Origin of the sequence: Streptomyces sp. NPDC048473 (assembly GCF_043200155.1) — a bacterium.
GTDB lineage: Bacteria > Actinomycetota > Actinomycetes > Streptomycetales > Streptomycetaceae > Streptomyces.
Window position 1 is genome coordinate 91,472 of sequence record NZ_JBICXE010000026.1, and the last position, 12,977, is coordinate 104,448.

8 protein-coding genes are annotated in these 12,977 nt (G+C 71.3%); 1 reads left to right on the top strand and 7 read right to left on the bottom strand.

Going from position 1 to position 12,977, the window contains the following annotated elements; genetic code table 11:
- Window positions 1-67 precede the first annotated feature (67 nt).
- Both ACGFU7_RS32365 and ACGFU7_RS32370 read right to left on the bottom strand, forming a co-directional pair.
- Complete coding sequence (locus tag ACGFU7_RS32365) at window positions 68-1,930, bottom strand: acyl-CoA dehydrogenase (RefSeq protein ID WP_393700540.1); 1,863 nt, start codon at window positions 1,928-1,930, stop codon at window positions 68-70.
- A gap of 22 nt (window positions 1,931-1,952) precedes the next feature.
- Window positions 1,953-3,230: a beta-ketoacyl-[acyl-carrier-protein] synthase family protein gene (locus ACGFU7_RS32370; protein WP_393700542.1), complete on the bottom strand. Its 1,278-nt coding sequence runs from the start codon at window positions 3,228-3,230 to the stop codon at window positions 1,953-1,955.
- A 198-nt stretch (window positions 3,231-3,428) separates the two neighbouring features.
- Between ACGFU7_RS32370 and ACGFU7_RS32375 the strand changes: the two genes are divergently transcribed.
- Window positions 3,429-4,721, top strand: coding sequence for a hypothetical protein (locus tag ACGFU7_RS32375; protein WP_393700544.1), 1,293 nt, complete (start codon window positions 3,429-3,431; stop codon window positions 4,719-4,721).
- A gap of 174 nt (window positions 4,722-4,895) precedes the next feature.
- Here ACGFU7_RS32375 and ACGFU7_RS32380 read toward each other — a convergent pair whose 3' ends face one another.
- From ACGFU7_RS32380 to ACGFU7_RS32400, 5 genes are read right to left on the bottom strand one after another with little or no spacing between them, the layout of a single operon-like run.
- The gene (locus ACGFU7_RS32380) at window positions 4,896-5,828 is read right to left on the bottom strand and encodes a carbohydrate kinase (RefSeq protein WP_393700545.1); all 933 of its coding nucleotides are present in this window, start codon (window positions 5,826-5,828) and stop codon (window positions 4,896-4,898) included.
- 14 nt (window positions 5,829-5,842) lie between these two features.
- Complete coding sequence (locus ACGFU7_RS32385; RefSeq protein WP_393700546.1) at window positions 5,843-9,430, bottom strand: GH32 C-terminal domain-containing protein; 3,588 nt, start codon at window positions 9,428-9,430, stop codon at window positions 5,843-5,845.
- Between the two features lie 34 nt (window positions 9,431-9,464).
- Window positions 9,465-10,982 carry a glycoside hydrolase family 32 protein gene (locus tag ACGFU7_RS32390; RefSeq protein ID WP_393700548.1) on the bottom strand — a complete coding sequence of 506 codons (1,518 nt, stop codon included), beginning with the start codon at window positions 10,980-10,982 and terminating at the stop codon, window positions 9,465-9,467.
- 2 nt (window positions 10,983-10,984) lie between these two features.
- A complete protein-coding gene (locus ACGFU7_RS32395; protein ID WP_393700549.1) occupies window positions 10,985-12,013 on the bottom strand; it encodes an ABC transporter ATP-binding protein in 1,029 nt (342 codons plus the stop codon).
- Window positions 12,010-12,969, bottom strand: coding sequence for an ABC transporter ATP-binding protein (locus ACGFU7_RS32400; RefSeq protein ID WP_393700551.1), 960 nt, complete (start codon window positions 12,967-12,969; stop codon window positions 12,010-12,012). Before ACGFU7_RS32400 ends, ACGFU7_RS32395 begins: the two co-directional genes overlap by 4 nt.
- Between the last annotated feature and the right edge of the window lie 8 nt (window positions 12,970-12,977).

Consider the following 12,977-nt stretch of genomic DNA (forward strand, 5'->3'; position numbering starts at 1 on the left):
CCGAGGGCCCCGGCCACCTCCCGTACCCGCTGCGCCCAAACGACTGTTCCCGTCCCTGTCACGGCCCTCACCGCTCCCCCGGGGCCGTCGCCCGGTCCCCGTCCGACTGCCAGGCGGCCGCCGCATCGTCGTACGCATCGACGTAATCGGCCCCCGCGATGGGCCAGTCGGCGAGCAGTTCCTGGGGCAGCGCGAAGGAGTCGGCGAGGGCGGGCAGATGAGCGGCGACGGCGGTGATCAGCTGTTCCAGGACTTCCGGCAGTCCGTTGACCTGATCGGCTGTCAGATGCCCTGCGGCCAGCAGATCACCGCTGTTCCGGGCGATCCGGTCGAGTGCGAACAGCCGCTGCAGCTCGGCCAGTCGCTCACGGGCGGGCCCGTCCGGAAGACCGGCCACCGCGTCCGTGTACGCCTCGGCCGCCTGCCGGTGGGCATGGGCCTCGACGCCGAGAAGGGCGGGACCGGATGCGGCGTTCCACCGCTCCAGCGGGTCACCGTGCGGTGCGCTGGCCATCCGTTCCCTGGCCCGGCCGAACCAGATCTCCTCCAGCGCCGCCAGGAGCCTGCCGACGAACCGGGGGTCGGTGAGATCGCCGGATTCGCGGCCGAAAGGAGCGTCGTACGCGGCCGGTTCGGTGGAGAAGAGCATTTCCGCAGCCGCCTTGGCGTGGATGGCCAGGTTGTCGCCCTCGGCAGTGATGGCGCCTTCCACTCCGGTGAGGAGTTGGCTCATGCCGTTGTTCTCCAGGAGTGCCTGGGCACCGCACCGTTCACGGCATTCGACGATCACTGCCCTGGCCTGCCAGGTGATCCATCCCTTGGCGACGGCGACCAGCCGCTCCGCCTCCTCCGTGCCCGTACCCGAGCCGTCCTCCCGTCGCTCCCAGCGGTCCAGGGCCCTGCGGTGCAGGAGGCTCATCGCGAAGACGGTGGCCATGGCCCGGGCGAGCGGGCCGTGGTGGCTGCGGTGGTCGATCACCGGTACCCGGCGCGATCCGCGGGGCCCGGAAATGTACCGGTGGCCGCCGTAGCGGACGGCGACGGCGAGCGTTGCGCGCGCGGAGCCGACCGCGCAGGCGCTCATCGAGATCTTGCCGGAGGTGACGCGCCCGATCGACGCGAGGAGGCGACGCCTGCGGTTGCCGACGGCGCTGCTGAACTCGCCGTCGTCGCCGATCCGTCCGTGGTCCCCGCCGAGCAGCGCGTCGCGCCCGACGAAGACCTGGTCGAAGGAGGTCAGGCAGTGGTCCACCGGGCTCCCCATGCGTGCGGGAAGTCTGCGGACCCGTACACCGGGCAGGGCCCGTACTGCATCGGTGAGCGGTACGAGGAAGAGGAAGACCCCTTGATCGGCGCCGTCGACGAGCAGACGCGCAGCCACAAGACCGGTCTTGGGGCCGCCTGCCGGACTGGTGTTGGGCATGAATTTCTGGGCGCCGGCGTGCGGTGTGCGGAGCACAAACCCGTCGCGTTCGCGGTCATAGTCGGCCGTGGTCTCGACGGCCGCCGCGTCGTTGCCGTGCGCCACCTCCGTACAGAGAAAGGTGCCGGTACTCCGCAGCCGGAGGAAGTCCGACAGATCGCGTCGGCCGTCGCCGTCGTGGTCGAGGAGGCTGCCGAGAAAGAGGTTGTAGTGGATGCCCGCCACGGTGGTGAGGGCCGGGTCGACCGGGCCGAGCCATTCGTGCAGGGCCGCGAGGGCGCGTGGGTCCGCGGCGAGCCGGGCGCCGCTGTCGAGGCAGTCGTTGAGGATGCGCAGCCGCTCGTACGTGAGCCGCAGGCGCTCGTCGGGAGTGCAGCGGTCCGGACGGCGGAAGGGTTCTGTGCTGATCAGCCGCTGCCAGAAGCCGTGCTCCCGGCGGAAGTTGTCGCCGAGGAGCACACCGGTGAGGAGTTCCGTGGACCGTTCGGTGGAGGGGCTGTCGGTCATTGCGGTCATGAGACAAGAACGATCAGCCGACGGCGAGGACACCGGGGGCCGTCCGCGTCGGGCCGTCCGCGTCGACGCGCTGGAAGGCCAGCGCGACGTTGTGTCCGCCGAAGCCGAAGGAGTGGCTGAGCGCCCGCTCGACGTGCTGCATGCGGGGCTCCCTGACCACGCAGTCGACGTCGAACCCGTCCGGCAGCGGGTCCAGGTTCGCGATCGGCGGGACGAGGCCGTGCTCCAGGGTCAGTACGGTGGCCACCGCTTCGATCGCCCCGGCCGCGGCGAGGGTGTGCCCGAGCACGCCCTTCGGGGCGGTCACCGACGGCCGGTGGGGGAAGAGCCCCGAGATGAGCGCGCTCTCCATCGCGTCGTTCAGCGGGGTCGATGTGCCGTGCGCATTGATGTGGTCGACCTCGTGGGCCGCCCAGCCCGCCTCGTGCAGCGCCGCCTCCACGGCCCTGCGCGCACCGGCTCCTTCCGGGTCCGGGGCCGTGGGGTGGTGGGCATCGGTGCCGGAACCCGCACCGGTCAGCAGGGCGCGCGGCCGTCCCCCGCGGGCGTGCACATCGAGTGCCCGCTCCAGCACGAGCACGGCGGCACCCTCACCGATCACGAACCCGTCCCGGTCCGCGGCGAACGGCCGCGATGCCCCCGCCGGATCGCCGGTACGCAGCGAGAGCGCTCCCATTCCCGCGAAGGCGCTCACCACCAGCGGAGTCAGTACGGACTCCGCACCGCCGGCCACCACCACATCGCACCGGCCGCTCGTCAGCAGGTCGCGGGCCACGGCGATCGCGGTCGCCCCGGACGCGCAGGCCGTGGCCGGTGCCAGGCTGGGGCCGTGGGCCCGCAGAGCGATGGCCACCTCCCCGGCGGCGGCATTGGGCATCATCATCGGGACCAGCAGCGGCGACACCGCCTCCGGTCCGCCGTCGTCCAGCCTGCGCAGATTGTCGACGAGCACGGACACCCCGCCCACACCGACGCCCAGCACCACGCCCACCCGGTCGCCGTCCCACCGCTCCGGTGACAGCCCGGCGTCCGCCACCGCCTGACGGGCGGCGACCAGCGCCATCTTCACGAACCGTGCCATCCGCCACACCGAGCGTCCGCCGACGGCCTCGTCCAGGTCGATCCCGTCGACCGGACAGGCGAAGTCGACCGGCAGCCCGGCCAGTTCTTCACAGCTCCGGGCCGCGGACACACCGGCGCAGAGTCCCGCCCAGAAGGTGTGTTCGTCCGCGCCCGCAGGGGTCACCAGCCCCACTCCCGTAACCGCGACACCCATGTCGGCCCGCCCCATGTTCCGCCCCCTCCTCCGTAATCGATCACGTCCACCGGTTGTCGAACGGCAGTAGCCGCGGCGAGGATGCGCTCACTGAGCCGAACGGGTCACCGATGCGCCGAGTGGACCGAGCCGCGCCACGCGCCCGGTGACCGCGTTCACCCGTCCGCAGCAGTCCGCCGCGCTGTGCGCACCGGCAGGGCATCCCCTGGGGACATGGAAGCGGACGGTAACCAGCCGGAGTCCCCGGGGGCGCGCGCGGAACTGGAGGCGCTACGCGCCAGGGTGGCGGTGCTGGAGGCCCGTGCCCCGGCACGGCACCGGCTGCGGGCCCGTTCGTTCTTCGCCGTGCTGCTCATCCTCGTCGCGGCCGTCCTCACGCCGCTGAGCATCGTGTCCACCTGGGCGAAGAACGAGATCGGCGACACGGACAACTATGTGGCGATGATGGCGCCGCTCGCATCCGACCCCGATGTGCAGTCCGCGGTGACCGATCGCGTCACCGGCGCGGTCATGAAGCACCTCGATGTGAAGGCGCTGCTGGCCGATGTCTCCCCTGCGGACCGGCCGGTTGTCGACAAGGCGCTCTCGAGACTGAGCGGCCCCCTGACCACGGGGGTTTCGGACTTCGTGCACGGGACCGTGGAGAAGTTCGTCACGAGCGACGCCTTCGAGACGATCTGGACCGACCTCAACCGGACCGCCCAGTCCGCGACGATGAAGGCGCTGACCGGGAGCGGCGGCGGGGCGGTGAAGCTCACCGATGACACCGTCACCATCGACCTGGCACCGGTCATCGACCGGGTGAAGCAACGCCTCGTCGACCGGGGGCTGACGATCGCCACGAAGATCCCGGAAATCCACACCGACTTCACGGTGCTGACCTCCGACTCGGTCGGCAAGGCCAAGAAGTGGTTCCGGGCCCTCCAGATCATCGGTTTCTGGCTGCCGTTGGTCACTCTGGTGCTGGCCGCGGGCGGGGTGCTTCTCGCGGTGCGCCGCCGTCGCGCACTGGTCACGACGGCGCTCGCGGTCGCGGCGGGCGCCGCAGTACTCGGTCTGGCCGTGTGGGTGGGCCGCGCTTTCTATCTCGACAGTCTCCCGTCCGAGGTGTCACAGCCGGCGGCCGGTTCGGTGTTCGATGCCCTGGTCGGTTACGTGCGCGCCCTGGTCCGCCTGGTGGTCACGCTCGGCATTGTGGTGGCCCTCGCGGCATGGCTCACCGGTGACGGCCGCGCCGCCACCCGTGTCAAGGCCATGTGGAGCGGCGGCATCGGTGCCGTACGGGACGCGGCAGGTGTCACCGGCGGCCCGGTCGGCAGGTGGGTGCACCGCGCCAGGCGCCGGCTGAACTGGACGGTGGTCGTGGTGGCCGCCGCGGTCCTGGTGGCGTGGGACCGGCCGACGGGCCTGGTCACCGTGTGGATCGCGCTGTGCGCGCTGTTCGCCCTCGCCGTCATCGAGTTCCTCGACGACGACAGCACGCCGCATCTGGCGGCGCCCGGGTAATGAACGGGTAATGAGCGGTTCCCACCGAACCTTCACGGCCGGCGGCACAGGTGACGGCCGAGGACCGGCAGCACCGTGGACTCGGCGCTCCCCCGGGCCGTCCCGGTCGGCCGGCCCCACGCCGACGGCATGACGGTGCCACCGCCTCGCAAGGGGGTGGTGGCACCGTCGTGTTCAGCCCCGGGCGAGTGCCGCCTTCAACTCCGCCTCGTCCGGCGGGTTGGCACCGGCCCGTGCGACGGTCACAGCGGCACAGGCCGCCGCGTGACGCAGGACATCGGTCACGGTGTCCCGGTCCAGCGAGCGCAGCCGTTCACGGCCGTCCGCACCCAGCAGCCCGTGCGAGGCGAGGGCGTGCAAGGTGCCCGACATGAAGGCGTCGCCCGCTCCCACGGTGTCGACGACGTCGGTGGGCAGCGCGTGCACCGTCACCTGCCCACCGGGGAAGACGGCCAGCGCACCGTCGCCTCCCCGGGTGACGAGGACGACGGCCGGGCCCGTGGCGAGCCACCGCTCGGCGACCTGCTCCGGCTCCTGGCCCGGATACAGCCACTGCAGGTCCTCGTCGCTGGCCTTGACCACATCGCTGAGCGCGACGCAGCGCTCGGCCTTGCGGACAGCCACGTCGTGGTCCCCCATCAGCTCGGGCCGCACATTGGGGTCGTAGCTGACGGTCGCGGACGTCCGCAGCGACTCGACGGCGGCGAGGACGGTGGCCGCTCCGGGTTCCATCACCGTCGCGATGGATCCGGTGTGGACATGGTGGGGCGGCCGGTCCAGGGAGACCGGGGCGAGCGTCCAGATGATCTCGAAGGTGTACGCGGCCTGGCCGCCGTCGTCCAGGGTCACTGCGGCGGACGGGGTGGGCGCCGCGGCACCGTCCGTGCGGACCTCGACCCCGGCGCCGGCCAGATGGTCCCTGATCAGCCGTCCGTTGCCGTCCGGGCCGAGCTGGGTGAGCAGAGTGACGCCGTGCCCGAGCCTGGCCACGCCGTATGCGACGTTGGCCGGGCTGCCTCCCGGGTGGACCTGGTCGGCCGCACCCGGCAGCCGGACGATGTCGGCGACGCATTCGCCGATGACCAGCAGGTCGAGTCTGTCGAGCATGAGGGTGGGGTCTCCTAGAGTGCGGTGACGAAGGTGTCCTGGTAGGCGGTGCGGCCTCCGAACACATTGAGACCGATCCTGCCGCGTGCATAGCGGGTGTCCGTCACATCGATGACCGGCCGGCCGTCGATGAACGCCTCGATCCGCCCGCCCCGGGCCCGGATCCGCAGCGCAAGAGTGACCCCGGTGCGTAGCAGCAGGGGCACCTCGGCGAGTACGGTCGTCTGTCCGCCGTCCCTGCGGAAGAGCCGGGCCGTCCGCAGGTTCGGGTCGAGGTTGACGGCGTATCCGTCGGCCGTGTCGGGCGTGGCGCGGAGCAGCACGGATCCGGCGCCGCTGGTGCCGTCCGGGCCACCGAACCGGACCAGCGTCGTCAGTTCCAGATCGCCGTACTCGGTGCTGGAGACGGCGGTCGAGTCCCGGTCGAAGGCTCCGGTGCGGCCGGCGCCGGTGGTCGTCCAGTGCCCGGCCGGCACCACGGTGAGATCGCCGAGCCCGCCGCTGCGGAACGCGCCGCCTGACGGGGGCGTGGGCGTTTTCGGGTCGGTGCCGGTGACCCGGAAGACGTCACGGAGCCGGTGGACGGTCAGCGTGACGATACGGGCCTCGCCTCCGGTGGCGTAGAACGCCATGCCCTGGTCGTCCGGTTCGGGGAGGAGGAGGCTGCTGATCGTGACCCGGCCGTCGCCGCCGAAGACCTCGACCGAGGAGGTGTCCATGAACAGCCGTATCCGCAGCCGGCGTTCACCGTCGACCGTGTCGAGGGGCAGAGACGTGGAGGTCCGTCCCGCGAAGTGTTCCGTGAAGTCGGAGACACCTGCGTCGGTACGGTCCACGAAGAGTTTCCCCGCGCCGGCGTCGTAGCCGACCAGCGTCCGTCGGTCTCCCCCGGTGCGGAGCCGGAAGCCGAATTCGGTCGCGGCGCCCGTGCCCGGCAGGGAGATCTCGGCCTCGATCTCGTACGAACGGCCGCGCAGCTCCGCGAGCGGGTTCGCGGAGTCCGGACGCACCGTGACGTCCTTGATGGTGGTGCTGCTCGTGCGCAGGGTCTCGACCTCGACGGCGGGGCGCTGGACAAGTCCCTTGTCGGACAGTGTCAGTTCGCGCGGGATGCCGAGCTGGCCGTTCCATTCGCCGGTGGGGGCGCTGAACGCATAGTCCCAGTTGCTGAGCCAGCCGAGCTGGACGCGTCGGCCGTCCGGCAGTCCGTAGAAGGTCATGGCGGCGTAGTAGTCGCGGCCCGCCTCGGCGCGCAGCGGGGTGCCCGCCGTGTCGGTGGTGGTGAAGGTGCTGCCGTCCCAGTCGCCGAGGAAGTACTCGGCTGCCGAACCGTCGGTCTTGCGGACCGCGCCGGTGGAGAGCGCGAGCACCCAACGCATGTGGCCCGGGTCGCCGTCGACCGGCAGCGGGAAGAGGTCTGGGCACTCCCAGACTCCGCCGGTGACCCAGTCCCCGTATCCGAAGGAGGAGCGGTACACCCAGTGCAGCAGGTCGGTGGAGGTGAAGAAGCGGACATGGTCGCCGCCGGAGACCACCATCACCCACTGGTCGCGCTCGTCGTCGCGGACGACCTTCGGGTCGCGGAAGTCCCAGCCGCCGTCCGGGCCGCCGGGATTCTGTACGACGGGTTCGGCGCCGTACCACTTCCAGGAGCGGCCCCTGTCCTTGCTGTGGGCGACACGCACGGACTGGTTTCCACCGGGCTTGTCGGGGTGGTAACTGGTGTAGAAGGCGATCAGCCCCGCTCCTCCCCCGAAGAGTCCGCTGGCGTCGCCGGTGTCGGCCACGCACGACCCCGACCAGGTGTGGCCGAAGTCCGAGACCGGCAGCGCGACGGGGAGCGCGCGCCAGTGCAGGAGATCAGTGGAGACGGCGTGCGCCCACTGGCCCGAGTCCTGGTGGAAGAGGTGGTATTCGCCCTCGTACCGGACAAGACCGTTGGGATCGCTGGTGTGCGAGGCGAGCTGGGTGTAGCGGTATGCGGGCCGGTAGGTGTCCGTGTAGTACGTCTGCGGGGTGCGGGCCCTGACTTCCTGGAAGAGGGCCGTGCCTCCGGTCGCGGTGAGTCCGACAGCGGTTCCGCCGGTGCGGGACACGGTGGCGGTAAGTGCCTCGACGCCGTCCACGGTCACGGTCACGGCCGTACCCAGGGCGCGGACCTCGGTCCGGTAGGTGCCTCCCGCGGCGAACGGCCGGACGGGCGGTGCGGCGCGGCCGAGTTCGGTGGTGTCCGTACGGTCGAGGAGCCGTACGCCGGTCGCGTCGAGCCGTACCTCGTAGCCGCCCGCTCCGGCCGCGTCGGCCCGGACCACGAGACCCGCGGTGGTCGCGCCGGCCAGACCGATGTCGGCACCGATCAGTACGTCGCCGCCGGGGAACGGGGCGATCCGCAGCGCGCCGTCGCCCTCGGCCCGCAGCCCGCGCAGATCGGGGGTCCAGCCTCCGTTCACCGTCGTCCAGCTCTGAAGATCCGTCACCAGGCCGGTGGTGGTGATCTCTTCGAAGAGGACGGACCCGTTGTGGGCCAGGACGCCGAGCTGCCCCGCCGCGTGCGTGGAGTCCTCGGCCGTGATGACGGGGGCGTAGCCGTCGGGGGTGATGAAGTCGGTCTGCCAGCGGACCTTGAGGTGTGGACCGTCCGCCTCGATGCGGATCCGGTACACCTTGTCCACATCGATGGTGGTGCTGTAGGTGCCGAGGGTGGTGTCACCGTCGATTCGGTAGAGCCGCAGCCGGTTCTGGTTCGGATCGATCTGGATGCCGTAGCCGGACGTTCCCTGGGCGTCGGTGCGGAGCAGCAGGGCGGCGACCGCGTACGGATCGGCGATCCGGACGTCGGCCTGGTAAGAGGCGTCGTACACCCGGGTGGACGCCATGGCACGGCAGTTGGTGTCGGCGGGGGCCTGCGCGTGCCAGCCGAGGGGGGTGGCGGTCCAGGTGCCTCCGTCGGTGGTCCAGCCGGTGGCGTCGGTGGTGACGGAGCGCAGTCCGGGCGGCCCGAAGACGACTGTGCCGTTGTACGCGTGCAGCCCGGCGGCACCGTGTTCGTACCCGGTGTCCCGCGCGGCGAGCACCTGCTTGCCGTCCAGCAGGACGGTCAACTCCGGCCCGTCAACGGTCATTTCGAGGAGATACGTGGTGCCGGGAGACAGTGCGACGGAGGCCGGTGGTACGAGGTCACGGCCGGCAGCCAGGTCGTACAGCCGTATCCGGTGCAGGTTCGGGTCGAGGCTCGCCGCATACCCGGCCGATCCGTCGGCGGTGGCGCGTACGACCAATGAGCCGACGGCGTACGGGGATCCGGGGTCGATGGTGATGCGCGCCGCGTATCCGGCGACGGCCGCGATGCGCTGCTCGGACAGGGCGACGGCATTGCGTTCGGTACCCGTCACGACCCGCTGCCCGCCGTCGGTGGTGCGGGACCATGTGCCGGTGAGGCCGAGCGGATCGGGAATCGCCGCGAGGTCGCCGGACAGCGACGCCGTTCGGGGTCCGGTCGCTTCGGGCACCGGGGGCGCGGCCGACGCCCGGCCGGCCCCCGAGAGGGGGGCCAGCAGCGTCAGACCGGCCGAGGACAGGAGTGCACGCCGGGAAATGGACATGATCGTCTCCTCAGGATGGGGGGAAGTGGGCCGTTCAGGGCCAGAGCGGGCGGGGGCCGTCGAAGACGGCGGCCATCTGCCAGGCGTCGAGCCGCTCCACGGCGACCGCTCCGACGGCGGCGATGCTGACACCCAGGGCGTCGGGACGGGTCGGGTAGATCCGGGCAGCCAGCGCACGCCCGTTGGCGAAGATCTCCAGCGCGGAGTGGTCGACCAGCACCCGCAGGTCCACGGCGCCGTCTCCGTTCAACGACAGTTCCCCGTAACGGGGTTCGCCGTCGACGGACGGGTCGAGGCTGCTCGCCCCCCGGTGCAGCCGCAGGGTGCCCGTCGTGCCGTCCGTGGCGCGCGACACCTCGATCACGGTCCGCTCCGAACCGTCAGGGGTCTCGCGCACCACGAGCCGGGCCGCGGCTCCAGGGGCGAGGCGCAGCGTCGTCTCGATGTCGAGCTGGTCGCCGGTCACGTCGTCCAGCTGTACGTACGTCCCGTCAGTCACGGTGAACGCGCCGGTGTGCACGGCGTCGCGGCGCAGGCGTGTGAGTTCCGGGACGGGTGCCTGGGCGAGCCGCCCGTCGGCGCCCAGGGTGACCACGCGCGGCAGCGACATCACACCGCACCAGCCGGCCTCGGCCATGGCGTCCTCGTCGCGGCCCTCCTGGAGCCAGCCGAACATGACGCGTCGGCCCAGTGCGTCGCGGGTGGACTGCGGGGCGTAGAAGTAGCGCTGCCCGTAGTCGAGTCGGTGGAGTTCCGCGGGGGTGAAGGTGTCGCCCTCGTACTGTCCGGTCCAGTAGAGCGGGTAGTGCGTGGCGCCTTCGTCCCAGGCGGAGAAGGCGAGGATGTCGGCGCCGTCGATCCGGAACAGGTCGACGCACTCCCACATGGTGCCGGTCCAGTCGAGATCGGCCGCCGTCCCGGTGCTCGCGTCGCCGCTGAGCAGCGGGCCGACATACCGCCAGTCGCGCAGGTCCTCGGACTCGTACAGGAACGCGGTGCCGCCGACGTCCCGGATGCCGGAGCCGACGAGCTGGCGCCACTTCCCGTTCTCGCGCCATACGCAGTGATCGCGGAAGGCCGTGATGTCGCCCTGCGGCGGGGCGGCGATCACGGGGTTCGCGGGGTCCTTGCGCCAGCTGCGCAGATCGGGCGATCCGGTGGCCACGCAAGGGAGTTCGCTCTCGCCGTGCCGGCCGGAGTAGACGAGGGTGGGTGTGCCGCCGTCGTCGACGAGGACACCGGACCAGCAGCCGTCCCGGTCGGGGCCATCGGTGCCGGGGACGAGGGCGACGGGTTCGTCGGTCCAGTTGATCAGGTCGCGGCTGGTGGCATGGCCCCAGTGGATGCGGTGGTGGGCGGCGGCGAGGGGATTGTACTGGTAGAAGAGGTGGTAGACGCCGTCCCAATGGGCAAGCCCGTTGGGGTCGTTGAGCCAGCCGCCGGGGGCGGTGAAGTGGAAGCGGGGCCGGTGCGGGTCGAGGACGGCCCGTTCGGCCAGGCCCTTCGGCGCGTCCTGGTGGCGGGCGCGGGGCAGGGTGAGGTCGTGGGTCATGATCAGGCGTTCTCGGCTTCCGGGGTGGCCGCGGTCAGGACGCGGCGCGCGGTGGGGGTGGCGGGGGCGTAGAGGTGGCAGCGCACCCAGTGGGGCTGCCCGTCGTCCTCGCCGACGGCATGGCGGACGGGCTCGGTGCGGCTGCACTCGCCTTCGTCCTCGTACGGGCACGACTCGGGTGTCAGCACGGCAGCGCGCAGCGCGGCCCGCTCGACGGGGTCGTAGCCCTGGTTGCGCTCCGGGTCGGGGACGGCGGAGAGCAGGAGTCGGGTGTACGGGTGGGCGGGGCGGTCCATCAGGGCGAGCGAGTCGCCGCCCTCGACGAGTTCTCCGGCGAACAGCACCTGTGTGGTGTCGGCGACATAGCGGGCCGATGCCAGGTCGTGGGTGATGTACAGCATGGAGATGCCGTGCTCGTCGCGCAGCCGCCGCATCAGGTTGAGAATGCCGATGCGTACGGAGACGTCGAGCATCGAGGTGGGTTCGTCGGCGAGGACGAGGCGGGGGTCGACGGCGAGCGCGCGGGCGATGGCGACGCGCTGGCGCTGGCCGCCGGAGAGTTCGTGCGGGTAGGACTGGAGCATGTCCTCGGTCAGCCCGACCGTGGTGATGAGTGCACGCAGCTCGCTCTCGCCGGCGGGCCGGCCGTGCACCAGCAGGGCCCGGCGTAGGAAGTGCTCGACGCGGTGGACGGGGTTGAGGGAGCCGAAGGGGTCCTGGAACACCATCTGGACGGCGCCCCGGTAGGCGCGGGAGGCACCGCGCCTCTGGGTCTTCAGCACATCCAGGCCGTCCAGCAGGACCTGCCCTGAGCTCGGCTGTTCGAGCCGGGCGAGACAGCGGGCGAGGGTGGATTTGCCGCTGCCGGACTCGCCGACGAGGGCGACGATCTTCCCGTGCGGGATGTCGAGGTCGACGGCGTTCAGGGCCCGGTGGTGGTCGCGGGAGAACAGCCCGCCCATCCGGAAGTCCTTGGTGAGCCCGCGCACGCTCATCAACGGGGTGCGGGTCGCGGTGGCCGGGGCCGTCATCGCGCGCCTCCACTGGTTCGGGCGACGAATCGGCCGGCGGCCACCTCGCGCAGATCGGTAATGTTCATGGAGCAGTCCGACCGGTCGCCGGGGCAGTGCGCGTGGAAGCCGCAGCTCGTCTGCGTACGCGGCAGATCGGCAAGGCCGGTGAGGTGGACGCGCGGTCCGGTGAGCGGCGGGAAGGCGTTCATGAGGGCCCGGGTGTACGGGTGCAGCGGGTCGGCGAAGAGCTCCTTGGCCGGTGCGAGTTCGACGAGCCGGCCGCCGTACATCACACCCATCCGGTGGGAGAGTTCGACCATCAGGGAAATGTCGTGGGTGATGAGGAGTACGGAGAAGCCCAGTTCTCGCTGGAGGTCGCCGATCTGCGCCATGATCTCCTGCTGGACCACCACGTCGAGTGCGGTGGTCGGCTCGTCCATGATGAGCAGCGCCGGTTTCAGGGCGACGGCCATCGCAATGACGACGCGCTGGCGCATGCCGCCGGAGAGCTGGTGCGGGTACGACTTGAGCCTGGCCGGGTCGATGCCGACGAGTTCGAGGAGTTCACCGGAGCGGCCCCGGGCCTGGCGCTTCTTCATCCGCTCGTGGGTGGTGAAGATGTCGCCGATCTGCTCGCCGATGGTGAGGACCGGGTTGAGCGAGTTCATCGCGGACTGGAACACCATGGCGATCTCGCGCCAGCGGAAGGCGCGCAGTTCGCCCGGGTCCATGGCGAGCACGTCGCGGCCCTTGAATGTGACCGATCCCGCGGTGATCTGTGCGGGCGGCTTGAGGAGGCGCATCAGGGCGTTGGCGACGGTCGACTTGCCGCAGCCGGACTCACCGGCGAGGCCGAAGATCTCACCGGCGCCGATGGTGAAGGAGACGTTGTCGGCGCCGACGACGCTGCGGCCGTCCCCGCCGTACTCGACGCGCAGGTTCCGTACATCGAGAACGCCATTCTGAGAGGGCACGGTCTGAG

Excerpts from the sequence above, each read along its gene's own strand:
- ACGFU7_RS32365 (WP_393700540.1), bottom strand. The coding sequence starts at position 1,930 with ATGACCGACAGCCCCTCCACCGAACGGTCCACGGAACTCCTCACCGGT.
- ACGFU7_RS32370 (WP_393700542.1), bottom strand. The coding sequence starts at position 3,230 with ATGGGGCGGGCCGACATGGGTGTCGCGGTTACGGGAGTGGGGCTGGTG.
- ACGFU7_RS32375 (WP_393700544.1), top strand. The coding sequence starts at position 3,429 with ATGGAAGCGGACGGTAACCAGCCGGAGTCCCCGGGGGCGCGCGCGGAA.
- ACGFU7_RS32380 (WP_393700545.1), bottom strand. The coding sequence starts at position 5,828 with ATGCTCGACAGACTCGACCTGCTGGTCATCGGCGAATGCGTCGCCGAC.
- ACGFU7_RS32385 (WP_393700546.1), bottom strand. The coding sequence starts at position 9,430 with ATGTCCATTTCCCGGCGTGCACTCCTGTCCTCGGCCGGTCTGACGCTG.
- ACGFU7_RS32390 (WP_393700548.1), bottom strand. The coding sequence starts at position 10,982 with ATGACCCACGACCTCACCCTGCCCCGCGCCCGCCACCAGGACGCGCCG.
- ACGFU7_RS32395 (WP_393700549.1), bottom strand. The coding sequence starts at position 12,013 with ATGACGGCCCCGGCCACCGCGACCCGCACCCCGTTGATGAGCGTGCGC.